Consider the following 26,823-nt stretch of genomic DNA (forward strand, 5'->3'; position numbering starts at 1 on the left):
GCCCACCTTTTACACCCTGTTTATTATCACCCGCTGCTATACAGATGCTTTGTTCACTTTTACTGGCGGGATCGTTTGTCCACGAAGCTCATGCGACGGTTGCCACACTTGCACTGACAAATAACTGAGGGCGCCGAACACGAACGTCGCAAACGTCGTGTGCGTTAAGGAGGTCATTAACGTAATTTTCATCCAGACGGACAGTGCGCCACTAACTATTTGTAAGATGATGAGCGCGAACGAAAGGATACTCGCCCAGTAGACGTCTTTCCGTTCCTTGTAATCGCGCACCGCAATATAAGCGATAACGGCAATCAATAGAAACGCGAGCGTCGCAGCCGCGCGGTGCATAAACTGTACCCCAGCCGCGCCGGTCAGCGGCGGAATGAGCTGCCCATTGCAGAGCGGGAAATCTGCGCAACCCAAGCCCGACTTCGTATGGCGCACATAGGCGCCAGTGTAGACGACTGCGTACGTGTAAATCGTCGTCCCCCACACTAAATTGCGGAATCCGGACGACACTTGTCGCGTCCGTTTATAAGCGAGAGGCGCGCGACCCGCTTTAAACACTTGCGCGGTCAATAGCAACACCGAACTGAAACAGAGCATGGCAAAACCGAAGTGAAGCGCTAACACGGCGTCCGATTGTCCCCACACGACTGCCATCGCCCCGAGCGCTCCTTGTAAAACGATAAAAAACACGCTGAGGGAAGCAAACGAGCGAACAGCCCGCGTGCGCAGAGCGACAACTGCCCAAACCGCAAAAGCGACGACAATAACGCCGACAATTCCGGAGACGATGCGGTGACTGTATTCGATAAACGTTTCGATACTTACTGAATCCGGCAAAAGCACGCCGTGACACAACGGCCACGATTTCCCACAACCTTCACCCGAACCGGTCACAGTTACGAGTGCCCCCATGATTAAAATGACATAAGCGCCGAATGTCGCAAGAAGACCTAATGCCTTAAGCTTTCCTAATTTGCGCATATAATAACACCTACACTTATTCATATTCAATGTGTGTCTATTTTAATATACCACACGGAGGCACAGCAATTATTGCGAAATGGTGACAAACCTTAAGCATCGAGCCACGCCTCCAGCTCGGCAATCAACTCCTTGCGACCGACAATGTCGCCTTCCGCGCCGCGGTCTGTCGCGGGATAGAGCTGTAACATAAACCCGTAAGAAAACGGGAATACGATGTCCTTCTGCTCGGCCCCCGGGTAAACACAGATGATCTTTTTGATCGGATGGTGGTTATAGTTGCCAGCCCTACTAATGTAATTAATAGAAGTATAACCAGCCAGTTGCTCCATCGCCGCCGTTTCCCCTTTTCCCGGGGGATTCCAAATGTTATACAGCGGACTATATTTAACTTCAAAAATGATGGAGGAGCTGTACACCCATTCCGCCCCCACCTGGCAATACTGATCGACTCGAATGTCAGGCTCCCGGTGCTCACTCATGCTGTAAAAGTATGAATCCTTTTCTAGCGCGAGCTTTTCGTTCGGCTGAATATACTCGTTGTATACGACGTCAATGCGTTTATTTTCTTTTATCAATGTCACCTTGGTACCTTCTTCTAACCGTCCGCGACTGTAGAAGCTACTCAGCTGCTCTGACAAGTTGCCCCCAGGCGGTGTAAACCCAACCTCACTGAACGCTTCGATTAGTACAAAAAAGACGTAGTACTCATACAACAAATACGTCGGTTTAAACACTGGAAAGGGCATCGCTTGCATGTCGTTCACTTCGTTAAAAAGCCGCTCAGATTGCTCCCACAACCGGTTGAACAACTCGTATCCGGATCCGGCGCTCGCTCTAGTCCAACCGACACTTGCGCTCGTATCGTTTTTTGCGGGAACAGCGGCGACCGCACCCCAAAAAGGGGTGCTGATCGTCGCCACTAAACTCTTTTTATACGTACTAATTTGTTCCGCCAGCTGCTTCAAGCTGTCAATCGTTTCCTCGACCTTCTCTAATTTCTTTTCTTTGCCGAGCAATGCGTGTCGCAACCGCATCAATGAGCTTTCCGTCGTGTTCTTTTGATTTCGAATCACTGTCATGTCGTTCTGTAGATCATCGTGGTCGGCTAGTAAATGATCGCGTTCCTCTTGGTGGTTTGTCATAACTTCCCTTAAAAAAACTGTTGCCGATGTCATGTACCGCACTATTTTGTTGACGCGATATTTAACTAGGCGGTTCGCCGCCGTATCCCAGTCTTCGTCTAGGCGCCGATTTATAAACCTTACATCCTGGTAAATACCCCCTTTAAACGAATGCTGCAGCCGCACACTGTGACGGTCGATCCGGCGCGGCTCTTTTTGCACGACATACGTCCTTTTCCGTTGTATCCTGCTGTGCTGTTCGATAAGGTTAAGTGCTTGGAGTATGAGCCGCTCCTGCTGCGCGTACCATTGAAAGTAACGCCAATAGCTGTACCGATCGGCGTCGCCAAGTGTCGCAACTGTTTTTTTGTAACTAAGGTCATCTTCTGTCAGGCCCAATACGTACGAATTAATGTACTCGCGAATGTGCTCTAGCTGCGCCGTAGTGACGTTTTTCGGAACGATGGTAAACCCGCCAAAGTAACTCCTCCCGTCGTAAACGACTTCGAAGTGATACGAGCCGCAGCGCCAGGGATAACTGTTATCGTCCTGATTTGCACCATTTTCATACAACGTTACCAACGACTTGTCGCTACTTAGGTGATAGACTTGATTTCCCTCGCTGCGCCCGTAAACATACACCTTATTCCAAATGAGCGCGACGTCGACGCGTACACCTTCTTTCCCGACCAGCTCGATTTTTAAGTCTTTTAATTCCGTGATCGTGTACATATATTGTTTTAGCTTATAGGTGAACTCTGTCAGGCGATCGATCGTCACGCTATCGATTTGTCTCCCTTTGCCGACGATTAAACGCAGACAGAAGGGTAATTCGTATGTATCGTCGACGCGGATCCCCTCTGTCGCAAGGCTAGCGAACAAAGCCATTAGCGATCAACTCTTTTCTCTTCCGCTCCAGAAGCGCTAGCGATTTATGAAATGGGGACACTTGCTGCACCTCGGAGCTTTGTAAATACGTTACGAGAGATCCTTCGTCGTGTGCATTGCCGACGAGTGGCGCTAAAACAGTTTCTGTACCTTGTATTTTCGTTATAATTCTTTGAGCGACTTGCAAGTCGAACGCTACAGCGCGCGATAGTAGCGGTTCTCCCATGTCACACAGCGGAATGTTCGCCATAAACTTGGCCATCGCTCGTGCCACGCGAAAGGAGACCCCTTTTTTTTGGTCTGCCTCGTGCAAGTATTCGTGCAATCTGTCGAGGATGGCAATTTCCTCCGGACTAAAGAACGTTAGCCCATCTTGTCCCGTCGCCCAGTCACAGCGATACGTTTCAGTCGTTATGTCGCTCCAGGCACCGGCAACTAGCTTGTCCTCTCTCTCTTCACCCTCTAGATCGCCGAACTGTTTACCGCTTTGGATACTTAGTTGCAGTGCCTCTGCAAACGACATCTTACCTGGGATAATCACGTTCGTACGGTCGAGTAAGCGATCGGAAAATCGCGTCGACGTCTCATCAAAATTGACGGTTCCAACAAAAATAATGTTACTGCCTATTTTGATCGTCGCTTTGTACGGTTGATTCAAGCAGTGGTTGTTTTTGCTAAATAACGTTAAGTACCGTTCGTCTTCATCCACTTCGAGTAAAGAAATAAACGGACTAAACCAGTGTTCCACTTGCGATAAATTCATTTCGTCAAACAGACACATATACATTTTTTCCGGATTGCTTTCCGCTGCGAGCAGTAAACTGACTAACTCGGTCTCGCTTTCGTAATAAATGCCTGTCGTCGGATTTAAGTACCCTAGTAAATCGTGCGGCTCTTGGTAGGACGGCGACATCGGGACCATGAGGAAATCCTTGCCTTTCGTAAGCCCCATCGTTTCGGCGTACAGTTGCACCAAATGCGATTTACCCGTTCCGGACATGCCTCCGACAATCGTAATTAAGTTCGTCTTCGCACTGACGTGGAACGATACGAGATCTTCTTCAGCGTAATAAAGGCCTCTTCGGGCCGCTTGTACCTTAAGTCGCTCGATAAACTGCCACTCGCTCGCGTGAACGTGTGGAAGCTCGCCAGGCGACGGCGACGTTTGAGTGGACATCGTCGATCGTACGGCCAGCGTACCGGTAGCTGCAGTTCCCGACGAGGCATCGCACCCTGCTGTGTTTGTCGTCGAGGCGGTCGATGCAACGGCTGTTGAAGACGATGCAGCGGACACTCTGCTTGGAGCTGAGGCTGGCGCTGGTGCGTGGGGTGCCGCCTCGCTCGTGTACGCCGCCGCAGCCTCACTTTCCGCCTGCACGCACTCGTTGTGCGCATGTAAGCTAACACCTTTTTTTTGCATGTCGTCCCTAATCATTTCTAATTTGTCGTTCGGGATGAAATACAAGTGATCGTCGATCCGCGCATCGACCCATTCACTAAACCGATCGGCAACGTCCCGCGCGACGATTTCCCCCCGGTCTTCTTGGACATACTGTGTATGTCCTCCGGCAGAAGTTAAAGAAACGCTATATAACTTCCCGTCGTAATGGACAAATTCGGGCGGAGCGAAAAGGTTCGGATATTTTGGCAAGGTAAACCGCCTCGTGGAGCTAATAAGTTTCTTTTCAAAGTCATCCCGTTTTTCATGCAGCCCTAACTGTGGGCTCGGTATAATGCCGTAACCTCCCGAAAAAGGGTAAACGTTTTCAACTTTATGAATTTCCACATACACATACGATGGGGTCGGATTGAGAGAAAAAACGATAAGTTTATTCGCTAGCAGCTGTTCAATCTGTTCTTTTTTTTCGTGGTGTGCGAGACGCTCGTAATTTATGAGTTCGTTGAATTTCCTTACGTTGTTGTAACTCCTTGTTCCCCCAATTAAGATTTGATTCGAATAGGCGAAGTTATCCGCGATCGCTGGCGGAATGGGGGATAAACATCTAATCATAAAACGAATATCCACACTGAATTCGTCGTGGAAATATACCGGCTCTTGAAAGGGCGTTTCTCGTAAATCTTCCTCTGTCACTAACCGGCCGACGAAGACGGTATCCTCCAGTTTACGCCGCGTGATCGGATCAAAGCCTTCTTTTAATCTCATATTATGCATCTCCTTCCAAACAATAATTGATCGTGTTAACGATGCGCGCCGCACCACCACTCACAAATTGATACGACCTGTTCAGCCCCTCCTCTAACGCGAACATATCTTTCGTCGATAGGCTGTCGGTGTCAATAAATAAAAACCTGCTATCACCTTTTTCTTCTAGTGTATTGATAAAGTTCTGCATCCCTACTAAATCTTCTAACGAAATATACTGCTCTTCGGTAAATAACAACCGATACAAAGGGTCGTCACGACAGCTGAGAAAGTAAAATTGCCTGTCTGCAAACAGTGCCATTTGCTGCAGCTGTTTGGGGTCCACCTGCATACGGTCCCTTTCCCCGAGCTGTTTGTCGCGTTCACGCTGTAGCTGTTCTTCCTGCTGTGCAACGACTTGCTCTAGCGCCGCTAGTTTCTGCTCCAATTGTTCATTCGTTCGCACAACGCCGTCATTCGCCAATTGCAGCTCCTCTTTTTTACACTTTAGCATGTCGTTCGCTCGTTGTAACTCCTCGTTTGCTTCCGTTAGTTCCCTATTTGCACGCGTTAGCTGTTCATTCGCCAGCTCCTGTTTTTTTACTAGCTCGTTCGCTTTCGTCTCTTGTTGCCTCACCCGCTTCTGTCGTTGTAAGTAGTTGTCCTTTTCCTTCTGTAGGGCGCGGTTGAGCGTTTCGGTCTCTCGCTTAAGGTCGTCTTGCAACTTGCTCATCCGTTCTAAGTGATCGCAGGCCGCTTTATACAGCGCGAGTGCATCCAGCAATGCCAATTTCACGAGGGGCAGTTGATCCCCCGCCTCCCACTCCGTCCAGTCATCTCTGTACATACAGACGAGGTGAATGTACGCGCCTGTCAGTGGATCCGGCAATTGGTCGGCAAGTCGATCCGTTAAAGCGCGCTGTGCATCCGCTTGTTGAACCGTGTCCGTTACAGGTGGTAGCGGATATTTGTTGGCGATTCCCGCCATTAGCTCGTCGGCAATTTCTTCGTGTAGGTCTAATAATGTCGTTAGTTTCACAGCGAGCGGCGGTGTCTCGGACAACAGTCCAGTAAACGGATCCATCTCTTCCGCGATGTTTTTAGTAATGGCCTCCCTGTGCTGCTCATAAAAGTCGGGGTATTTCAAGACTAACATACTTAGCCGACGCGCTGGTGAAAGTGCGGAGTCGAGCCCGGCCTGAAGCAAAAACTGCTCAACTGTTAAACGGTCATACTGATCTAAATGACCCGCTGTAGCCAACTGCTCGATGATGAACGTCGGCGGCTTGCGCTTAAGTTTTTGCTTCATAAATTTCTTTAGTAGACTTGGCGGCGCTTTGCTAATGTTTTTGGCGGAAAAACCGTGTACGTTCACTTGCAACAGTTTGACGAATAAGATGCACTCCCTTTTGTCTAGCAACTCGATGACATCGTTTACAGCTTCTAGTTGCGTGTCATAATCTAAGTTAATTGCCAATGGCGCATCCCCCCTTCATCACGACGCGTCCCAGCCGTGTACAGCAGGATAGTTTAAAACCGTTTATATATTCCTATTGTACATTAGACCGTGTTTTTTTTCACCGTTTGCATAGTTGTACGAATGTTTAGGTTGTATCCTGCCCCTTATGCATGAACTGTTTGACAACATCTTGTCGGCGAACGTAAATTGTTACGACATGTTTCCCCTCATTTTCGACGGATTTTTTTCGACGTTCTTTTCGTCTTACTGTCACACCCGCGCCATTCGCCCATATATTATGAAGAGAACGCCACGGATCGCGAGGTGATGCTATGGCACGAATTAGTGCTAGACAGCAAGACGTACGCTTGTTAGCACAGTTAATGCGGGCCGAAGCCGAAGGCGATTTAGATCAAGGCATGCTTATGGTCGGTAACGTCGGTGTGAATCGCGTCGTCGCAGACTGTCTCGACTTCGTTGACATTCGCACAATCGAACAGATGATTTACCAGACGCCTGGCGGTTTTGAGGCGGTGCAAAAATCGTACTTTTACCAGTCCCCGCGTAGCCAAGATATCAGGCTGGCAGAGCGTGTCATTCGCGGTGAGCGCTTGTATCCCGCGACGAACGCATTGTGGTTTTACCGACCTGTCGGCGCGTGTCCAGCTACTTGGTACGGACAGCAAAACAGCGGGCGCTTTAAAAGCCACTGTTTTTTCGTTCCGACGACACAAGAGTGCCCCGAAGTATATTAACAGCGACCAATCCCATCAAAAAGGAGGCGACAGCATGTACGATTATTACGGTGCGTATCCAACCCCGTACTTTGGATACTTAGCGGCTAATACGAATGCAAAACTTAATCAACGGCAGGAAGAATCGTATATCGAAAACATTTTGCGCATGAACATCGGAAAAGTAATGACCATTTACTTGACGTATGAAAACAATCGCGAGTGGAATGCGAAAGTCGTTACTGGCACACTTCGAGCAGTTGGGCGCGACTACTTGCTCTTACGCGATCGCGAGTCGGGTAAAGACTACTTATTCCGTATGATTAACGTCGACTACTTCGTGTTCGAAGAAATCGCCTTCTCTCCGCCCAATCAGCGGGAGACGCGACGGTAACAGAGACAGATAACCGCCCCACTATTTCGCCTTCAATGTTCCCCATCTGATACACTTGCGAATACGCTTTGGTGGTGAAGGCAATGTCGGTGCTCAGCGCGGCGCGCGCCGTCGATACACATACGCTACGCCGATCTCCTTTCGTAGATCGACTGTAGAAATTCATCGACGGCGTGCTCTAGTTTAAAATTTTTTCGATAATGGCGACAAAAAAACCCCGCAAGATGCGAGGGGCGTTCCACTGTGGGAAATTCCCAAGTGGAAGCTAGTGGAAGCAGGTTGTATTTTCTCTTTTGGTCACTTCATATTTATCCACACACTCTTCACTTCCGTGTACATGTCGAGCGCATAGCTACCCATTTCCCGCCCGATGCCGCTTTCCTTGTAACCGCCGAACGGGGAAGCGGCGTCGAATACGTTGTAGCAGTTCACCCACACAGTACCTGCCTTTAAGCCGTGTGCGACGCGGTGAGCGATGCCGATGTCGCGCGTCCACACGCCAGCGGCTAATCCGTAATTCGTATCGTTGGCCCGCGCAATAATGTCGTCGATGTCGTCAAAGGGCATGGCGGAGACGACCGGCCCAAAAATTTCTTCACGCGCAATCGTCATTTCGTCTTGCACATCGGCGAAGACGGTCGGTTGCACGAAATAGCCGTTAGCTAGTTCCCCTTCGCCCCTTTTGCCGCCGACAGCGACTTTCGCCCCTTCGTCGATCCCTTTTTCAATATAGGAAGTGACACGGCCGAACTGTTCGTCGGAGACGAGCGGGCCGATTTCCGTATCGGGCGCCAATCCGGGACCTTGCTTCAGCTCCGAAGCGTAAGACACCATGTCGCTAAGGACGTTATCGTACGATTTTTTATGGATGTACAGCCGCGAGCCGGCGCAGCACACTTGCCCTTGGTTGAAGAAAATACCGCTCACTGCCCCCGGAATGGCACGGGAAAAGTCGGCGTCCGGGAAGATGATATTCGGTGACTTGCCGCCGAGTTCGAGCGACACTTTCTTAATGTTACTCGCCGCACCGCGCATAATCGCCCGCCCGACTTCCGTAGACCCCGTAAAGGCGATTTTGTCGACGCCGGGGTGGTTGACGAGCGGCGCACCGGCGGTTTCCCCGAATCCAGGGAGGATGTTCACGACGCCTTCCGGAAAGCCAGCTTCCATAATGAGTTCACCGAGGCGGAGCGCACTGAGTGGCGTCTGTTCCGCCGGTTTCAGCACGACTGTGTTGCCGGTGGCGAGCGCGGCCCCTAACTTCCACGCCGCCATCAACAGCGGGAAGTTCCACGGAATAATTTGCCCGACGACCCCGATCGGCTCGTGCCGCGTGTAGTTAAAGTGTCCGGGTACGGAAACGGGGATGGTCTGCCCGTAAATTTTCGTCGCCCAGCCCGCGTAATAGCGAAAATGCTCGGCCGTTAGCGGTACGTCGCCGCGACTCGTTTCACGGATCGGCTTCCCGTTGTCTAACGTTTCTAGCTCGGCGAGTTCCTCCGCGTTCGCTTCAATGAGATCCGCCAGCTTGTTCAGTAGCTTGCCACGGTTCGCGGGTGTGATTTTGCTCCACGGACCTTCGAACGCTTTGCGGGCCGCTTGCACAGCTTTATCTACATCTGGTTCGGTTGCTTCGGCAACTTCGCACAACACTTCGCCATTCGCCGGGTTGACGGTGGCAAACGTCTTTCCTTCCGTCGCCTCAACCCACTCACCTTTAATTAACAATTGCTTCGGCTTGGCGAGAAAATCTCTTACCTTATCCGAGATTTGATATTCCTGTACAGAATGCGACATGAACAGACCCTCCTCAAGTAGTGTCAGTTATTAATAAGCGACATAAGTAACAATTATGACTCTGAGTTACTTTTCCAAGACAAACCGCCTATTAAACGTATAATAAACTATATTCCCCTCAATTGCAACCGCTTGCAATTAGTAGATGATATAATTTATTGGATATGGTGCCATATTTATACTACATTCTCTTGCGTTTTATCCATACCTGTACGTCTCGATCTATATCCCAATCTTTACTTCCTATGCCCGTACCCCGCACCGTTTGCTAGTTAACACTTCCCTACGGTTTATGCGGCGAGAGCGCACTCGCTTCGACAAAACGGTGCAACCGTTCCGCGAGCGGCGGGTGCGTGTAGCGCCACCATTTTATAAATGCCGGTGGATACGTTTCTGAGCGCCCCGTACGAGCGAGCTCTTGAAAACCGCTCACCCCGGCCTGTGGCTGCTCGACGATATGTAGCGCATACTCGTCAGCCGCGCTTTCCATGATGCGCGAAATGCCCGAAACGAATGGTGTGCTCACAAAACTCGTTACCGATAGAATCGCGATGAGGAGTGGCAAAGCCAACAACCGTGCGGGCGATTCAAACCCCCACATCCACCCAAAGTAGCGAATCGCCCACTTGGAGACAACAAACATAATAAACAGCGTGACAAACGCCCCCGCGATCGCAAGCCAGGTCCCCCACCAGACGTGTTTCATTTTGTAATGACCCATTTCGTGCGCCATCGTAAACAGTATTTCGTCTTTTGACATTTGGTTTAACATCGTATCCCACAACACGATGCGCGTGTTTGTACCGATCCCGGTCACATAAGCGTTCAGTGCATTCGTGCGCCGCGACATGTTCACCTCGTACACCCGGTCCGCGGGAATGTCCGCCTTTGCCGCTAAGGCGAGAATATCGCGTTTCAGTTCGGATTCCTTAAGCAGCTCGTAGTCGTTAAACAGCGGGTCCAACAAGACTGGCTGAATGAACGTCGAAAACAAAATGAGCGGGACGACTAATAGGCCTGCCCACAGCCACCACCGTTTGGCACTGTTGCGAATGAGTAAAAAAAGTACAAGCAAAACCGGTAACGTAATCGCCGTCGACACGAAAAATGACTTCAAATGGTCGGTGAGCCAAAACGACACGTTCATGTTTGAAATCCCGTAAGCCCGTGATAACGCATAACTAGCGACTGAAAAAGGGAGTTCGACGAGTTCCAAAAACGCGAGCAGCAGCGCGACAAACGCTACGCCGGACAACAAGCGCCACTTCAAACGGCGGTCGAGCCACCTTTTCCAATAAAAAAACCAACCGCGAAACAAGCCGATAAACAGGAGCAACCACTCGAAGGGCGCTTCCAAAAAGTAAAGAAAATCGCGTAAGCGAGCGTAAAATGCATTGTCCTGGAGCTCAGCCGCAGACATAAACGTCGCTGGATCAGCAGGTGTACCAATCCAGGACCCCGGAACGGGGATTGGGCGCGGAAGATTAAACAAGTAAAGCGCGACGACGATTGTATACAAAACGAATATTAGCGACAACAGGCGGACTGGTTTATTGAACGGCACGGCATTTCCTCTCCTTAATGAGACGATGTGACGACTAGGCAAGGTGGTTGAACGAAGGATCTATCCATCCTTATCGTATGCTTGGCTTCGCTTATCATACACGCGATGTGTTTGTTGTACCTATAGAAGACAACTCACATATACTCGCGCAAAGCGTATACCATATTAGGGATTAGTCGCTTAGAAGAGCCATGCAGATCGGGAAAAAGTCGGGAACAATATCACAATAGTGGAGCTAGATCAGCGGTCCTAAGCCTTAGACGACACATGCGTGAGGACCGCGAGGAGGAGATGTCGTTTGCAATTAAAAACAATGACGTTCAACATTCACCACGGCCGCGGCACCGACGGTGTACTCGATTTAAATCGCATCGCCGCAGTCATCGAAGCGAGCGGAGCCGATCTCGTCGCCCTCAACGAAGTCGATCGCCATTACGCGCGACGCAGTCAATACGTCGATCAAGCGTCTTGGCTAGCGGAAACGTTGCACATGCACGTCGCTTACGGTGCCGCCATCTCCCTCGCTTCGCCCGCGTCTCCGCAACAGCGGCAGTACGGTAATGCGCTATTATCCCGCTATCCAATTGTCGCCAAAGAAAACTACTGTTTTCGCTTTAGTTACGTGGAAAACCGCTCCTTGTTGGAAGTGATGCTGGCTCATAAGGACACGCCATTTAAAACGTACGTCACCCACCTTAGTTTAGAACCTTTTACGCATAAAAAGCAGACAAATTTTATTATCGATAAAATACAACAGGAGCAATACCCTGTCCTCCTGTTAGGGGACTGGAATATGAAGCCGGGCGCGTCTGCGTGGAAAAAGCTTGGACGGTATATGCAGGACGCTTGGGCCGTCTGTGGGGAGGGACGTGGTTGTACATATCCGTCACACGTACCAAAATCCCGTATCGACTACATCTTTGCGAGCCACCACTTCCGCATCCTCAGCACAGAAGTGTACAGCGACGTCCCAGCTGCCTCCGACCACTTGCCGTTAGTGGCAACCGTGGAACTCGAAGGGGAAGAGGGGACAGATTCAAGGCATGATTCGCCGGAAAAATAGTAACAAAGACGTACCGTGTGACGCCAAAAGCACACAAAAGTGAAAAAGTGCTGCATGTTTTGCAAAAATGTGCGCAGTGGAACCAAAAGAAGGGGACACGTACTGCATCTGCATACGCGTCCCCCTTTCCATCGCCGCTAATCTTCCTCCTCCTTCGAAACAGCCGTCGTCGTTGCTGTCTTTGGTGCAGACCGTTGTTCTTCCGAGGGATCCTCATTGCTTCTGTACGTCACGATGCGTACAGCAGCGCCCACGTCACAGCGGCTATCCCTAAGGTAAGGTTGCCCCACAAGTAACTGCCTCCTCCCGAGCCGAGCCCGATGACGATGACGACCCCGAACGTCGCCGCAAGGACGGAAAGCACTTTTTTCAGCGTGAGACTCTCGTGTAACAACCAGAAGGCAAACACTAGCGTCAGCGCCGGAGAGGCGGACGTTTATAAGGGCGCCATATGCGCGTTGGACAGCGCCCCCCCTGAACTGTGCCCCGACGGACACGAAATAGCCAGCAGGCTACATTACCAGGCTACGTTACTTTGTGGCTATGCGGTCCGGCAACGTTACTTTGCTGCGATACGATAATAACTCGGGTACTTCGCCTCGTACGCCTTAATTCTATCTTCGTGAGCGAGCGTGACGCCGATGTCGTCCAACCCGCGCAACAAACATTCGCGGCGGTATGGATCGACATTGAATGCGACGCGGAACTCGTCACCGTCGGACAACATACACGCTTCGAGGTCGACGACTAATTCATAGACTGCCTCTTCCGCCTTTTGGAACAACTCGTCAACCGTCTCCTCCGGTAACTTCAACGGCAAAATGCCGTTTTTAAAGCAGTTGTTATAAAAAATATCGGCAAAGGACGGGGCGATAATCACTTTGAACCCGTAATCTAACAGTGCCCACGGTGCGTGTTCGCGCGAAGAGCCGCAACCGAAGTTGCTGCGGGCGAGTAAAATGCTCGCCCCTTTATATTGAGGCTCATTCAACTTAAACGACGCGTTTTCCTTTCCCGCTTCGTCAAAGCGCCAATCGTAAAACAAAAACTGTCCAAAGCCAGTACGCTCAATGCGCTTCAAAAACTGTTTCGGAATGATCGCATCTGTGTCGACATTGGCCCGATCTAACGGAGCGACTATGCCGGTGTGTCGTTTAAACGGCTCCATGTCCCGCCACCTCTTCCTCTGTGAATTCCCACTCCCGCACATCGACGAATCTACCGGCAATCGCTGCCGCGGCAGCCATCATCGGACTGACGAGATGCGTGCGCCCGCCGCGCCCTTGCCGTCCCTCGAAGTTGCGGTTCGACGTCGACGCACACCGTTCGCCCGGGTCAAGGATGTCCGGGTTCATCCCGAGACACATACTACAACCCGATTCGCGCCACTCAAATCCGGCCGCCTTAAACACTTCATCTAGTCCTTCTCTTTCAGCCTGTAATTTCACTTGCTGTGACCCTGGAACGACCATCGCGCGCACAGTCGGCGCTACTTGCCGACCCCGCACCACTTTCGCCGCGTTGCGCAAATCTTCGATGCGTCCGTTCGTGCACGAACCGATAAACACGCGGTCGACAGCGATGTCAGTCAGCGGCGTCCCCGGGTTAAGTCCCATGTACTCAAGCGCCAATTCAGTCGTGCGGCGCTCCGTTTCATCTCTGGCGTCTTTAGGATTGGGAACGACGCCGTTAATGTCAGTCCCCATCCCCGGACTCGTCCCCCACGTCACTTGCGGCGCAACTTCTGCCGCATCGATTTCCACGCGGGCGTCGAACACGGCCCCTTCGTCGGTACAGAGCTTCTGCCACTCAGCGACTGCGTGCTCAAACGCCTCGCCTTGTGGGGCGTGTTCACGTCCTTTTATATAGGCGAATGTCGTTTCGTCTGGGGCGATCATGCCAGCGCGGGCGCCCGCCTCGATCGACATATTACAAATCGTCATCCGCTCTTCCATAGACATTTTTTTCAGCGCATCACCGGTATACTCGATCACGTAACCGGTGGCAAAGTCGGTCCCATACTTCGCGATTATCGCTAAAATTAAGTCTTTTGCTTGGACGCCTGGTTTTAAATCCCCTTTAATGTGCACTTCTAACGTCTTCGGCTTCGACTGCTGCAAACATTGTGTCGCCAGCACGTGCTCCACTTCACTCGTGCCAATCCCAAAGGCGAGAGCGCCGAAGGCACCGTGCGTCGACGTGTGACTGTCGCCGCAGACGATCGTCTTTCCGGGCAGTGTCAACCCGAGTTCCGGCCCGATCACATGTACAATTCCTCGCCGCGCACTTTGAAAGTCTGCGAGCGGTACGCCAAACTCCGCGCAGTTCTCCGATAGAGTCTCCATCTGCTTAGCAGAAATTTTGTCGGCGACGCCTAAGCTCGGGTCTGTCGTCGGTACATTGTGATCCATCGTTGCGAATGTCAAATCTGGCCGCCGCACCTTGCGTCCCGCGAGGCGCAGTCCTTCGAACGCCTGCGGTGACGTTACCTCGTGCACAAGATGCAAATCGATGTACAGGACACTCGGTTTGTCTGTCTCCTCGTAAATGACGTGATTGTCCCAAATTTTTTCAAACATTGTCCTCGGTTTCATCTGTTCTCATCCCACCTATCTATTCTCAGCAATGTTCCCTTAAAATAATTAACATCCATCTTATCAATTTTCCGGCAAAAATAAAAGTACTTTTTTTGTAGGGATTTTTATCCACCGCACGATATACGGCTGTAGGGGCAAACGATTAACGTATGCCCCGACAAGTCTTCGCTAGAAAAGGCAGGCGCCGGACAGCGCCTGTTGCCAGTAAGCTGCCAGTCTTTATGCTAGCGGCGCTCAACTGCTGATGAATCTACTAGCCCTTTACTCCGTCAGCTGCAAAAACTGCTCTGCATCGCGCACGGACAAATCGACTGCCTGCTGCCAGAAGTCCGGCTTCGTCAAGTCGACGCCGAGGTGGCGCTGCGCTAGGTTTTCCACGGTCATGCTCCCCGTATCGCGCAACAAATGCACGTATTTCTGCGCAAACCCTTTACCTTCCGCTTGTGCCCGCGCGTACACGCCGGAGCTGAAGAGGAAGCCAAACGTGTACGGGAAGTTGTAGAAAGGCTGTCCCGTAATGTAAAAGTGCAATTTCGAGGCCCAAAAATGCGGGTGGTATGACCCGAGACTGTCGGCAAAGGCCTCTTTTTGCGCTTCAACCATCAATTCGTTTAACGCCTCGACACTAACCGGACCTTGTTTGCGCACGTCGTAAAACCGCGTTTCAAACAAAAAGCGCGCGTGAATGTTCATGAAAAAGGCGATCGCCCGTTTCGCTTTATCGTCGAGCAACGCTAAGCGTTCGTCTTTTGTCTCCGCTTGTGTGAGCGAAGCGTCGGCGACGATCATTTCCGCGAAAGTAGATGCCGTCTCGGCTACGTTCATCGCATAATCCCGCGCAAACATCGGCAAGTCGTTCATCACGTGGGAATGGTAGGCGTGCCCGAGTTCGTGTGCCAACGTGGCGACGTTGTCGAGCGACCCTTCAAACGTCATAAAAATACGCGATTCGTTGTGAGCAGCAAAGGAGGTACAAAAGCCACCCGGGCGCTTCCCGGGCCGATCTTCTGCTTCAATCCAACGGTTTTCAAAAGCGTGCTGTGCAAAGTCGGCCATATCCGGGCTAAAGCTGCGGAAATGTTCGACGATAAACTGTGCCGCCTCGTCGTACGTCATCGTTTTCGTTACGTTGCCGAGCGGGGCGTCGACGTCGTGCCAAGCGAGTGCGTCGACACCGAGCACTTTTGCTTTTCGCTGCAAATAGCGTTTGAAAATGTCCTTATTGCGCGATACAGCGTCCCACATCGCTTCTAACGTCTCCCGCTGCATGCGGTTCTCCGCCAGCGGTTCTTTGAGTATGTCATCCCAGCCGCGCTGCCGGTACAAGTTAATCCGGTACCCCGCCAGGTGGTTGAGCGCCGTCGCACACAAATCTGCTTCTCCTTGCCACGCCTGTTCCCATTTGCCCATCATTTCTTCGCGCACCGCACGGTCCTCACTGTACAACTTGTTGTGCGCTTGCCCGACGGACAAGTCAGCCGTCTCGCCTTTCTCGGTAAACGGGATTTTCATCCGCCCGACAACTGTGTCGTACAACTCTTCCCAGGCGTGGTAACCGTCGACAGACAAGTCGTTGACGAGGACTTCTTGCTCCGGAGGTAACATCTCTTTTGCCTGCTGGCGCCGTTCTTCTAAGTAAAAGGAAACTGCTTGTAACTCGTCGTTTTGTAACAGCCGCTGCCATTCATCGTCAGCAATGCTCGAGAGCAACGCGTTAAAGCGCGTCAACGCTGATTGGGTTGTAGCGATCAACTGCAACATTTGCCCGTTGAGTAACTTCGCCTTTTCATCGGTCACATCTTGTGCGGTCAAACAGCCGATAAAAGCGTAAGCACTTATTAACCGCTGTTCAAATTGCTGGATACCGTTAACGATCGCTGGCAACTCGCCGCTGTCGCCACGGACGATCGCCTCGTTTAGCTCCTCGAGAAGACCTTTAAGCGCCTCAATTTCTTTACGGTGCGTGTCCGAGCTACTCCCCCCCGGAAAAAACACGTCTAAATCCCACGTCGGGTTTAATTTTTGGGACATGCTGTCAACTCCTTAAGAAGATTATGTAATTGCTATAAAAAAGATTCTATTCCTCACGCATATCCTCGCGTTTGAACGGCCGTAAGTAAAGTATGACATACCGGCAAAAAAAGAAAAAGACCCACCGCAATGATACAGGGTACATGCCGGAATTCCCCAGCGCAAAAACTGTGTATTCACTGCCGCCATAGTTGGAACGGCACCAGATTTATCGTATAATTGAAATATATCGCGATAACCCCGTGAGGAGAGGAGTCCTTTGTCGTCCCATAAAGCAAACAAAAAGGAACCGTCACGCATAAAGGAACAGCAGCAACCGTACGAGTCCGAGCCGTACGAACGGTACGAAATTATTAACAACGTGCGCTTTGACTTAAAACCGGCACCGACGGTTAACCACCAACACCTCGTGGTCAACTTAGCATTTTTTATGAAATTGAGTTGCCGTGAAAATGGTATCATCCTCGTCTCGCCGCTCGATGTGTACCTCGACGAAGCGAACCAGTTCCAACCAGACCTCGTGTTCATTTTGCACGAGCACCAGGAGATTGTTAAACCTGCTCGCATAGAAGGGGCGCCCGACCTCGTGGCAGAAGTCCTTTCACCGAGCACGGGCAAAAACGACAAAATTTCCAAAAAGGTGCAGTACGAACGATTCGGCGTACAAGAGTATTGGCTCGTCGACCCGGTGCATTGGATTGTTGAACAATTTATCTTACGGCAAGAGAAATTTGACCTATACGCCACGTATGCCGCGGAAGGCACGCTAACATCACCGCTTTTTTCGTGTATCGCGATCGATCTACAAAAACTGTTTGCACCGCTCCAGCCTCACGCCTAACGATCGGTTGCACCACTTTTCGTCTGTTCTGTCAAAAACCGGGCCAACTCCGCATAAATGGCCACTTGTTCGGCTAGCTTCATTCGCACGAGGCCGCTACTCGACGGTCCGACGAAATCGCGTACACCTGCAACGACACCTTCACGTTGAAACCCCCACAGTACATCGCTGCCCCTTTTGCGCGCAAACTGCGTATACACCCCTTTTCCGACGAAACAGGCGACAGTCGGCTGAAACTGTTCTAGCTTTTCGCACAACAACCGCCGCCCAACGTCGTATTCTTCCGGCCTAATGTCTGCTGCTCGCTTCGTCGGACGGGAAACGATGTTCGTAAACCCGTAACCGACATCAATCAAATGCGGACTTTCTTCCGGACGGTACAAGCGATCTGTTAACCCCGTCTCATACAAAATGCGATAAAAGCGGTTGTTACGCCCAGCGTAATTGTAGCCGCGCGCATACGACGTGAGCGACGGATTGAACCCGATAAAAATAACTTTAAGCCCTGGCTGTAACCTTTCTGTAATCACAACGGCACCTCATAGATAACAATTACTTTGACGACAATTATTTCATAAGCAATCGAGGACCAAGTAGCGGACCTTATCCCTACTGCAACACGTACCGATCCTCGGCAAACGCTTCTCCCCGTACATCTTCAAACGCATGTAGCAAATCGGCGACATCCATCTTGCACTTCTTTTCCTCCGACAGATCGAGCACGATCCGTCCTTCGTGCATCATGATGAGACGGTTCCCTAACTGTAGCGCCTGTTCCATGTTATGTGTCACCATAAGTGTCGTTAACTGGGCGTTTTTCACAATTTCTTCGGTCAGCTTCGTAATTGAAGCGACGCGTTTCGGGTCAAGAGCTGCGGTGTGCTCATCTAAGAGCAAAATGTTCGGCTCAGTAAATGTCGCCATGAGCAGGGATAACGCTTGGCGTTGCCCCCCTGAGAGCAAACCGACCTTCATTTTCAGCCGATCCTCAAGTCCGAGGTCGAGCACAGCGAGCTGTTCGCGGAAAAAACGGCGCCGCTCTCCTGTGACCCCGATGGATAAGCCGCGGCGTTTCCCCCGTCTGTAGGCGAGAGCTAAATTTTCTTCAATCGTCATACTCGGCGACGTGCCGGCGAGCGGGTCTTGAAAAACGCGTCCGACATAACGCGCCCGCTGATGCTCGCGTAACCGCGTCACGTCGTCGCCGGCAATCGATACCGAACCGACATCCGGCTTTAATCGTCCAGCCACAATGTTGAGCAGTGTCGATTTGCCGGCCCCGTTGCTGCCAATCACCGTGACGAAGTCGCCCGGCTTAAGACGTAAGTCGATACCCGTGAGCGCAACTTTTTCATTCACTGTACCAGCAAAAAACGTTTTGTGTACCCCTTGCACGCGTAACATTACTGCTCACCTCCTCCTGACCGCACCGCGGCGCCGCCATTTACGCGTGGCTGGCGGCGAAAGACGGACCACTGCGGCACAATTAATGCAATAATGACGAGAACAGCTGAGACGAGCTTCATATCCGACGGGTCAAACCATTCGATGTCGAGGGCAAACTTAATGACGATGCGGTAAAGAACTGCACCGACGATGACGGCAAAAGTGGCAATAACGATCTTGTTGCTGCGGAAAATCGCTTGCCCAATAATGACCGACGCGAGCCCGACGAGAATGAGACCGATCCCCATACCGATATCGGCGTACCCTTGGTATTGGGCAATCATCGCTCCGCTCAAACCGACGAGCCCGTTTGAAATGCTTAAGCCCCAAATTTTCGTATGGTCCGTATTGACCCCGAGGCTTCTGATCATCTCTTGGTTGTCTCCTGTCGCTTGAATACTCAAGCCAATTTCCGTATGCAAAAACCAATCGATAACGAGTTTGACGACAATCGCGACCGCGGCCAACAGTAAGATCGACTGCGTCGTGCCCAACAGTCCGGACGATTGCATCGTAGAAAAAAGCGTCTCTTCCCGCAGCAACGGCAAATTCGCTTTTTCCATGATGCGCAAGTTAATCGAGTACAGGGCGATCATCGTTAAAATCCCAGCCAACAACCCGTTAATATTACCTTTCGTGTGCAACAGGCCGGTAATAAAACCGGCCAGCGCACCGGCGACGATTGCCGCACCCGTCGCCAAAAGCGGGGAGTAGCCGCTAACGATTAGTTTCGTAGCGACCGCTGCCCCTGTCGTAAAACTCCCGTCGACCGTCAAGTCGGGCAGATCGAGTATCCTGAAGGTTAAGAATACACCAAGTGCGGTAATGGCATAGATTAAGCCTAAATCAATGGCCGTACCCATAGTTATCCACCTCAAATGTTGTCACGACTAATGCTGTAATTAGTTTCCGCTCCCTCCATTTAATCAAAGACTTGATCGGCTTTCTTTAACAGCTCTTCGGGTAATTTGACTCCCATGCGCTCAGCAGCGCCTTTGTTAATTTTCAGCTCAATCGCCTCTAGCGTTTCGACTGGCATTTTCGCCGGGTCTTCGCCTTTCAGAATTTTAAGCGCCATTTCACCCGTTTGGTATCCGAGCTTCTCATAATCGATCCCCCACGTCGCGAGGCCACCCCTTTTCACACTGTCGCCTTCGCCGACGATGAGCGGCAGTTTCTCCTTCTCGGCAATTTGAATCATCGATTCTAGCGCATCGACGACAGCATTGTCTGTCGGTACGTATAACGCGTCCACTTTTCCGACGAGGGACTGCGCCGCTTGCAACACTTCGTTTTTATTCGTCACTGTTTTCAACTCGAGTTTAAGTCCAAGCTCTTCCGCAGCTTCCTTCGCGATCTTTACTTGCGCTTCCGAATTAATCTCCCCTGAATTGTACACAATGCCGACCGTTTTTGCTTTTGGTGCAACTTCCGGGACGAGACCGAGTTGTTCCTTCACCGGGTTTAAGTCGCTCGTTCCCGTCACATTACTGCCCGGTGCTTCCCAGCTGTCGACGAGTCCAGCCTCAGCCGGTTCGGTCACCGCCGTAAACAGCACGGGAATATCCGTTAAAGCTTGCGCCGTCGCCTGCGCCGACGGTGTGGCAATCGCCAGCACTAAATCGACTTTACTCGCAAACTTACTGGCGATCGATGTCGCTGTCGCTTGTTCGCCTTGCGCATTTTGAATATCGAACGTGACGTTTTCGCCTTCTTTATAGCCGTTGTCAGCGAACGCCTGCAAAAACCCTTCGCGTGCGGCGTCGAGTGACGGGTGTTCCACAAGCTGGTTAATGCCGATCGTCACTTTCTTTTGATCGCCGTCCTTAGCCTTGTCCCCGCCTTTCGACTCGTTTTTCGCCCCTGAGTTGCTACTATCTCCCTGTTTGGCTCCGTCTTGCTGTCCACAAGCGGCGATAATGAGAACACACGCTAACAAAACAAGTGAAAAATAAGACCACTTTTTCTGCATCTGTCAATAACACCCTTTCCATTTCGCATTAACGCGAATGCGCTGTAATGCGTTAAAGTGTACTAGCTTTATCCTTATCCTAACACAACATAGAACCGTTCGTCACTAAAGTACTACGAGACTTTGACGCCAAAATCACTCGCTTCTACGGCAACATCCCTCTACCATTCGCATGCACATAACGACTGACGCCCGGCGATGCGCTCTGCTCCAACCGGCTTGCAGCACATCCTTTATTAAGCCCCATTTTTGCTGTGCGACGCATGCCTTAGACAGCGTTCAATACCCCTTGATATAAAAAGTTTCCTACGGGCAAAATATCTATAGACAGAGATAGCCGTTAATGTGCTAAACTTTAGGAAGGACCTTTTTTAGTACGACGTCTTATACTGTAGCGACGGCGATTAGTTAAACGGTATGTGCAAAATAGAACTGCCATTCCTCGCACATACTTACGTGAAGATAAGAAAGGGAGATATGTCCGCATGATTATCTTAAAGACAAAAAAAGACATCGAACATATGGCTAAGGCCGGCAAGCTATTAGCGTCCTGCCACCGCGAAATTGCTAAACGCATTCGCCCTGGGGTCACGACGTGGGAGATCGACCAATTCGTGGAACGATACTTAGAAAAACACGGTGCCACACCAGAACAAAAAGGGTACCATGGCTTTCCGTTTGCCACGTGTGCTTCCGTCAACGACGTCATCTGCCACGGTTTTCCAAACAAACAGCCTTTAAAATCAGGCGACATCGTCACGATCGACATGGTCGTCAATTTGAACGGTGGTTTAGCCGATTCCGCGTGGTCGTACGCCGTCGGCAATGTCTCCCCTACCGCCGAGCGCCTCCTCAAGGTGACGAAGGAATCGCTTTATAAAGGGATTGAACAGGCCGTCGTCGGCAATCGTATCGGCGATATTTCCCACGCCGTGCAAACACATGCCGAAGCACACGGCTTCTCCGTCGTAAGACAATTTATCGGGCACGGCATTGGTAAAAATATGCACGAGGCGCCCGATGTCCCGCACTTCGGCCCTCCCGGACGCGGACCGCGCCTGCGAGAAGGAATGGTCATTACGATTGAACCGATGCTCAACGTCGGCTCATTCCACGCCAAAGTCGACGACGACAACTGGACGGCGCGCACCGTAGACGGCAGTTTGTCCGCCCAGTACGAGCACACGCTCGCGATCACGAAAGACGGTCCGCGCATTCTTACGGAACAATCGTAACCGCACCGACGAATATAATCGAAACGGTACAACCGAGTAATGATCGTCACCTGCCTCCCCTTTTGCTGGTGGGGGCTTTTTTTAAAACTCCGTTTTCTCTTTCATTTAATCATATATTAACAAATGACCGTCTATTTAGGCAAGGGAAAGATCGCATGAAGGAGTCATTGGCATCGTGAGCGCGACACGGTGAGCGCGACTCCGTGATGGCAGCCCCGCGTAGCGGCTCACTGGCTCGCCGATGATGTTCACGTCTTGTTGCGCAACCCTAGAGGTCATACCTTATAATAGAAAAGATAATCGCTACTACTTAACAGGCGTTTCTTAATAGCGGTTCTTAATAGCAGTTCCAAATAGGAGAGGATTTACCGTGAAAACGACACCTACCGACGCCATCGTCGACACGCTACTCGCACTCGTGAACATACCGAGCCCGACGGGAAGGACTCACCGTGCCATCCAATACATCGTGGCGCGCATGAACGATTTGGGTGGCGAAAACATGACGGTACAACGGACGAACAAAGGTGGCCTTAACGTCACCGTTCCCGGGCGCGACAGGGCGACACAGCGCGTGTTGACAGCTCACGTCGATACGTTAGGCGCCATGGTAAAAGAAATAAAAGAAGACGGACGCTTGAAACTGTCGCAGCTCGGCGGTTACTCTTGGCATTCGGTCGACGGCGAATACTGCACCGTCGAGACGGGGAACGGACAAACGATTAGTGGGACGATTTTGGCAACCCATACGTCCGTTCACGTATACGCCGATGCGCGCGAACAAGCACGCACAGAAGAAAATATGGAAGTACGCCTCGACGCACCCGTAAAAAGTGAGGCCGACGTGCACGCCCTGGGCATTAACGTCGGTGACTTTGTCTCGTTCGATGCCCGCGCAGAAAAGACGGCGCACGGTTTTGTAAAAAGCCGTCACTTGGACGACAAAGCGAGTACTGCCATCTTAGTGGAACTCATTCGATACCTAGTGAAAACGAACACTGAACTGCCGTATACGACTCACTTTATGTTCAGCACGTTCGAAGAAGTCGGCTTCGGCGCTAATTCCGGCATCCCGGAGGGCGTCCGCGAATATTTGGCCGTCGATATGGGCGCCATAGGCGAAGGTCAAGCGACCGACGAGTACTGCGTCTCGATTTGTGCGAAAGATAGCAGCGGTCCGTACAACTATGACTTGCGGCAAAAACTGGTCGCCTTAGCGGAGCAGCACGACATTTATTATCAAGTGGACATTTACCCGTTTTACGGTTCTGACGCCAGCGCAGCGGTAGAGGCGGGAGCCGATCTCATACACGGATTAGTCGGTCCGGGCATCGATGCCTCCCACGCGTACGAGCGCACGCACGAGGACGCACTGTCTAACACGTTCCGCTTGTTATACCACTACGTGCTGTCCCCTTCGCTGTAAAAAAGCGGCAACATCCATTCACTGACCTCCGTATACCCCTTACCGTATTTTGCGGTTTGTAGTACAATGGTGTTGAACGCCGTATAGGAAATATAAAGGAGGGAGCCTTCCATGCCACTGTACGACTTCCGCTGCTTATCGTGCGGGAAAGAATACGAAGAGATCACTTCATACGACAGTATCGATCGCGTGCAATGCCCGGCGTGTAACGACACGAAAAAAGAACGTATTTTTAAAGTGACGGTGAAAGGTCCAGTCGCCGGATGCGGCCCGGCGAACTCCGGCTTTACCTGAGGATAATGTTTATACGATGCGGAAACCGGGCGTTTCCGCCACACAAATCGGGCTGACGCAAACGTAACGCGTCAGCCATCCTTTTCTATCGCCATTTCGCACCGTCCGGTTTTCCGGTTTTATCGAAAAACTTACACGTCTTAGTGTCCTTAATTGTTGTCTTCTAAACTTTTCTCCACTAACTCCTCTAACTTTTTTAGTCGCAACTTTTCCCGTCGCCGCTCCTTAATGAGTTCACCTTTTAACGTCCGGTTGAGCCCGATCATCATCAGTAACATAACAAAGGCAAACGGGAGAGCCGCCATAAAGGAAGCCGTTTGTAGTCCCTTTAAGCCACCGCTCAACAGTAACACGGCCGCGATGCCCGAAATGAGTACGCCCCAAATGACTTTGATGTACGTTTTCGGGTTTAATGAACCACCTTTGGACGTTAACGTGCCGAGGACAAACGTCGCCGAATCAGCAGACGTGACAAAAAAAGTGACAATTAACAACGTCGCCAGTACGGTTAGCACGGAACTGAACGGAAACTGCTTAAGGAGCATAAAAAGTGCCGATTCGACATTCTCATCCACTACTTTCGTCAGTTGCATACCATATTCCGTTTCAAAAAAGAGTCCTGATCCGCCGAAGGCTGCAAACCAGAGACATCCGAGCAGCGTCGGCAAAACTAACACGGTCAACACGAACTCGCGAATCGTCCGCCCTTTCGACACACGGGCAATAAACGTGCCGACAAACGGAGCCCAAGCGATCCACCACGCCCAATACAGTAACGTCCAATTGCCGATCCACTCTCCTGTCCCAAACGGGGTGAGGCGGAAGCTCATCGGAATGATTTTCCCGACGTAATTGCCGAAAGTCGTCGTAAACGTTTCGAGGAGAAAAATGGTTGGGCCCGCGAACAGGACGAAAGCGAGCAACAACGTAGCCAAACCGAGGTTGACGTTGCTCAATATTTTAATCCCTTTATCTAAGCCGGAGATCGCCGACATCATAAAGAGCACCGTGACGACAGCAATAATCGTCAACTGTGACCACGCGTTGTTCGGCATGTTTAACATGTCTGACAAGCCACCGTTAATTTGCATCGCACCGAGTCCGAGCGACGTCGCAACGCCGGCCGCAGTCGCAATCGCCGCTAAAACGTCAATCGTTTTCCCGATCGGTCCGCGCACGCGGTCTCCTAATAGTGGGCGAAAGGTGGAACTAATGAGTCCAGGTTCGTCTTTGCGATATTGGAAATAAGCGAGTGACATGCCGACAACGGCGTAAATCGCCCACGGATGGAGCCCCCAGTGGAAAAAAGAGTAGCGCAGCGACGCCTCTGCTGCCGCTACCGTCTCCGGCTTAATCCCTTCCGGCGGGTCGACATAATGCATGAGCGGTTCGGCGACTCCCCAAAACATCAACCCGATCCCCATCCCGGCAGAAAACAGCATGGCTAGCCACGAAACGAAAGAATACTCCGGTTCATCGTCCGGTTTCCCCAATTTAATTCTGCCGTACGGGCCAAATGCGGCATACAGTGAAAAGGCCAAAAACATAAACGTCACAATTAAATAAACCCAGCCAAACGATTGCGTAATATAATTAAATGCATGATTAGTGAAGCTCTCTAAATGGTACGGAAAAAATACCCCCCAGAGGACGAATAAAGCGACAATGGCGACAGATATGTAGAAGACGACACCGACTTTACCTGAGCGTTTTCGCAAAAACAACTTCCTTTCTCATATATGATAAAACGTCTATGAAAACCGTACAAACGCACAATTTAGAATGGTAACATTACCGCATGACTAATTTCAAGATAACCGATGAAGATTGACATAAATTCGTGAAGCGGTTAAGAAAAAACAGTGACAATTCCTCACGATGTAGTTTGCGCTTATTGCATTTATTTAAACCTGATCGCACGGGTAACGTTTCGCTAATTGTAACAGTGTTAACGGTAATTCGTCATGTAAGGGATTAACATAAATAAAAAAACGGCGTTAGCACAGTCAACGTCTGTCTAGCACCGTCGTTTTAATGGCAGCGTATCATATAACAATTTCAAAATTTGTCCGTGTATCCTGCTACGCATGCGAACCGTACGGACTGGAACCATAAGGACCGGAAGCGTAAGGACTGGAAGCGTAAGGACTGGAAGCGTAAGGACTGTGCGTACGCTGGGCATCCGTGGAGTTTTTGATTCAACCGCTCAATGGGGGGTGGGAATATGTGGTTGTACGGCTTTTTACTGCCTTTTTTAATTGGGCCAGCCATTACGATCTGCGTCTTCGTCATTATTATTTTGTTCTTTTTATTTTTCGGCTTCTTTTTCTTCCGTTGGGTTGCTGTTCCACTGGGCCGTTTTAAAAAGGGGAAACATTAATGATCCGCCTCTTCTCGGAGTATTCGGCCTCGGGAAAACAGGCGTATTTGTGATGGTATACTTCAGACAATGCGTCTTCGCCCATCTGCGCGTAAATTTCCTTTAACAGTCGATAAAAACTGCCTCTGTAATAGAAAATGTCGTGTTTCTTTAGTTCCCAATACGAAAAATGAAGTTGCAAATTAACCGCCATTTTTTCGCCAGCGCTTGTTACTCACTATTCATATATATCTTTACAAAAATTATATTATAGCAACATATGCATAAATAATTGTTTACGTTTACAATTTGTTGTTATAGTATTAAGTTACCAAAAGTTGATTTGCGACAACAAGGAGCATAAAGGTATTGTACCAAGAAAGGGGTCTTATATGGAAGGATATTAAATATTGATGTTATCTCGCATAATCGTATCGGTGGACATGGCCTCCTAACTTTAAAA

Annotated in this window: 23 protein-coding genes; 8 read left to right on the forward strand and 15 right to left on the reverse strand. The window is 50.6% G+C overall.

The annotated features are described in order from the left end of the window. Window positions 1-36 precede the first annotated feature (36 nt). The 4 genes from BN1247_RS11305 to BN1247_RS11320 all read right to left on the reverse strand — a co-directional run bounded on the left by BN1247_RS11305 (window position 37) and on the right by BN1247_RS11320 (window position 6,625). Window positions 37-993: a COX15/CtaA family protein gene (locus BN1247_RS11305; RefSeq protein ID WP_054950477.1), complete on the reverse strand. Its 957-nt coding sequence runs from the start codon at window positions 991-993 to the stop codon at window positions 37-39. A 92-nt stretch (window positions 994-1,085) separates the two neighbouring features. Further along, window positions 1,086-3,005, reverse strand: coding sequence for a hypothetical protein (locus BN1247_RS11310; RefSeq protein WP_054950478.1), 1,920 nt, complete (start codon window positions 3,003-3,005; stop codon window positions 1,086-1,088). After that, window positions 2,989-5,169 (reverse strand): AAA family ATPase, encoded by a 2,181-nt coding sequence (locus tag BN1247_RS11315; RefSeq protein ID WP_054950479.1) that lies wholly within the window; start codon window positions 5,167-5,169, stop codon window positions 2,989-2,991. Before BN1247_RS11315 ends, BN1247_RS11310 begins: the two co-directional genes overlap by 17 nt. Before the next feature lies 1 nt (window position 5,170). Beyond that, window positions 5,171-6,625 (reverse strand): hypothetical protein, encoded by a 1,455-nt coding sequence (locus BN1247_RS11320; protein ID WP_054950480.1) that lies wholly within the window; start codon window positions 6,623-6,625, stop codon window positions 5,171-5,173. Between the two features lie 314 nt (window positions 6,626-6,939). Between BN1247_RS11320 and BN1247_RS11325 the strand changes: the two genes are divergently transcribed. Further along, window positions 6,940-7,362 carry a cell wall hydrolase gene (locus BN1247_RS11325; protein ID WP_054950481.1) on the forward strand — a complete coding sequence of 141 codons (423 nt, stop codon included), beginning with the start codon at window positions 6,940-6,942 and terminating at the stop codon, window positions 7,360-7,362. Between the two features lie 34 nt (window positions 7,363-7,396). Continuing rightward, entirely contained in the window at window positions 7,397-7,735 is a 339-nt protein-coding gene (gene gerQ, locus BN1247_RS11330; RefSeq protein ID WP_054950482.1) for a spore coat protein GerQ, read from the forward strand. Between the two features lie 297 nt (window positions 7,736-8,032). Here gerQ and BN1247_RS11335 read toward each other — a convergent pair whose 3' ends face one another. Together BN1247_RS11335 and BN1247_RS11340 are read right to left on the reverse strand one after the other, a co-directional pair. Continuing rightward, complete coding sequence (locus tag BN1247_RS11335) at window positions 8,033-9,532, reverse strand: aldehyde dehydrogenase family protein (protein WP_054950483.1); 1,500 nt, start codon at window positions 9,530-9,532, stop codon at window positions 8,033-8,035. Between the two features lie 283 nt (window positions 9,533-9,815). Further along, a complete protein-coding gene (locus BN1247_RS11340; protein ID WP_054950484.1) occupies window positions 9,816-11,096 on the reverse strand; it encodes a M48 family metallopeptidase in 1,281 nt (426 codons plus the stop codon). Window positions 11,097-11,394: 298 nt separating this feature from the next. Here BN1247_RS11340 and BN1247_RS11345 point away from each other — a divergent pair, with 298 nt between their 5' ends. Then, the gene (locus tag BN1247_RS11345) at window positions 11,395-12,159 is read left to right on the forward strand and encodes an endonuclease/exonuclease/phosphatase family protein (RefSeq protein WP_054950485.1); all 765 of its coding nucleotides are present in this window, start codon (window positions 11,395-11,397) and stop codon (window positions 12,157-12,159) included. A gap of 229 nt (window positions 12,160-12,388) precedes the next feature. Here the strand turns inward: BN1247_RS11345 and BN1247_RS11350 are convergent, their stop codons facing one another. The 4 genes from BN1247_RS11350 to BN1247_RS11365 form a co-directional block, all read right to left on the reverse strand. Further along, complete coding sequence (locus BN1247_RS11350; RefSeq protein WP_054950486.1) at window positions 12,389-12,568, reverse strand: hypothetical protein; 180 nt, start codon at window positions 12,566-12,568, stop codon at window positions 12,389-12,391. A gap of 150 nt (window positions 12,569-12,718) precedes the next feature. Further along, window positions 12,719-13,327: a 3-isopropylmalate dehydratase small subunit gene (gene leuD / locus BN1247_RS11355; protein WP_054950487.1), complete on the reverse strand. Its 609-nt coding sequence runs from the start codon at window positions 13,325-13,327 to the stop codon at window positions 12,719-12,721. Then, the gene (leuC, locus tag BN1247_RS11360; protein WP_054950488.1) at window positions 13,314-14,753 is read right to left on the reverse strand and encodes a 3-isopropylmalate dehydratase large subunit; all 1,440 of its coding nucleotides are present in this window, start codon (window positions 14,751-14,753) and stop codon (window positions 13,314-13,316) included. The genes leuD and leuC overlap by 14 nt, the downstream gene beginning before the upstream one ends. A 264-nt stretch (window positions 14,754-15,017) precedes the next feature. Beyond that, window positions 15,018-16,787 (reverse strand): M3 family oligoendopeptidase, encoded by a 1,770-nt coding sequence (locus tag BN1247_RS11365; protein ID WP_054950489.1) that lies wholly within the window; start codon window positions 16,785-16,787, stop codon window positions 15,018-15,020. A 259-nt stretch (window positions 16,788-17,046) separates the two neighbouring features. On the opposite strand from BN1247_RS11365, the gene BN1247_RS11370 reads away from it, so the two are divergent. Further along, window positions 17,047-17,628 (forward strand): Uma2 family endonuclease, encoded by a 582-nt coding sequence (locus BN1247_RS11370; RefSeq protein ID WP_054950490.1) that lies wholly within the window; start codon window positions 17,047-17,049, stop codon window positions 17,626-17,628. On the opposite strand, the gene BN1247_RS11375 is transcribed toward BN1247_RS11370, so the two are convergent. From BN1247_RS11375 to BN1247_RS11390, 4 genes are all read right to left on the reverse strand, one after another. Continuing rightward, entirely contained in the window at window positions 17,625-18,158 is a 534-nt protein-coding gene (locus BN1247_RS11375) for a mismatch-specific DNA-glycosylase (protein ID WP_054950491.1), read from the reverse strand. The genes BN1247_RS11370 and BN1247_RS11375 overlap by 4 nt on opposite strands. 79 nt (window positions 18,159-18,237) lie before the next feature. Continuing rightward, window positions 18,238-19,032 (reverse strand): ABC transporter ATP-binding protein, encoded by a 795-nt coding sequence (locus tag BN1247_RS11380; protein ID WP_054950492.1) that lies wholly within the window; start codon window positions 19,030-19,032, stop codon window positions 18,238-18,240. Beyond that, window positions 19,032-19,937, reverse strand: coding sequence for an ABC transporter permease (locus BN1247_RS11385; protein WP_054950493.1), 906 nt, complete (start codon window positions 19,935-19,937; stop codon window positions 19,032-19,034). Before BN1247_RS11385 ends, BN1247_RS11380 begins: the two co-directional genes overlap by 1 nt. A 59-nt stretch (window positions 19,938-19,996) precedes the next feature. After that, the gene (locus BN1247_RS11390; protein WP_054950494.1) at window positions 19,997-21,046 is read right to left on the reverse strand and encodes an ABC transporter substrate-binding protein; all 1,050 of its coding nucleotides are present in this window, start codon (window positions 21,044-21,046) and stop codon (window positions 19,997-19,999) included. Window positions 21,047-21,531: 485 nt separating this feature from the next. Here BN1247_RS11390 and map point away from each other — a divergent pair, with 485 nt between their 5' ends. From map to BN1247_RS11405, 3 genes are all read left to right on the forward strand, one after another. Then, window positions 21,532-22,281 (forward strand): type I methionyl aminopeptidase, encoded by a 750-nt coding sequence (map, locus tag BN1247_RS11395; RefSeq protein ID WP_054950495.1) that lies wholly within the window; start codon window positions 21,532-21,534, stop codon window positions 22,279-22,281. Window positions 22,282-22,651: 370 nt separating this feature from the next. Then, the gene (locus tag BN1247_RS11400; protein WP_231633267.1) at window positions 22,652-23,707 is read left to right on the forward strand and encodes a M42 family metallopeptidase; all 1,056 of its coding nucleotides are present in this window, start codon (window positions 22,652-22,654) and stop codon (window positions 23,705-23,707) included. 111 nt (window positions 23,708-23,818) lie between these two features. Further along, window positions 23,819-24,001, forward strand: a complete 183-nt coding sequence (locus tag BN1247_RS11405) for an FmdB family zinc ribbon protein (protein ID WP_054950496.1) — start codon at window positions 23,819-23,821, stop codon at window positions 23,999-24,001. Between the two features lie 149 nt (window positions 24,002-24,150). Here the strand turns inward: BN1247_RS11405 and BN1247_RS11410 are convergent, their stop codons facing one another. Beyond that, a complete protein-coding gene (locus BN1247_RS11410; protein WP_054950497.1) occupies window positions 24,151-25,719 on the reverse strand; it encodes a glycine betaine uptake BCCT transporter in 1,569 nt (522 codons plus the stop codon). 491 nt (window positions 25,720-26,210) lie between these two features. Here BN1247_RS11410 and BN1247_RS17775 point away from each other — a divergent pair, with 491 nt between their 5' ends. Then, window positions 26,211-26,381 (forward strand): hypothetical protein, encoded by a 171-nt coding sequence (locus tag BN1247_RS17775; protein ID WP_187119774.1) that lies wholly within the window; start codon window positions 26,211-26,213, stop codon window positions 26,379-26,381. The last annotated feature ends 442 nt before the right edge of the window (window positions 26,382-26,823 follow it).

The sequence above is a fragment of the Numidum massiliense genome, assembly GCF_001375555.1.
Lineage (GTDB): Bacteria > Bacillota > Bacilli > Thermoactinomycetales > Novibacillaceae > Numidum > Numidum massiliense.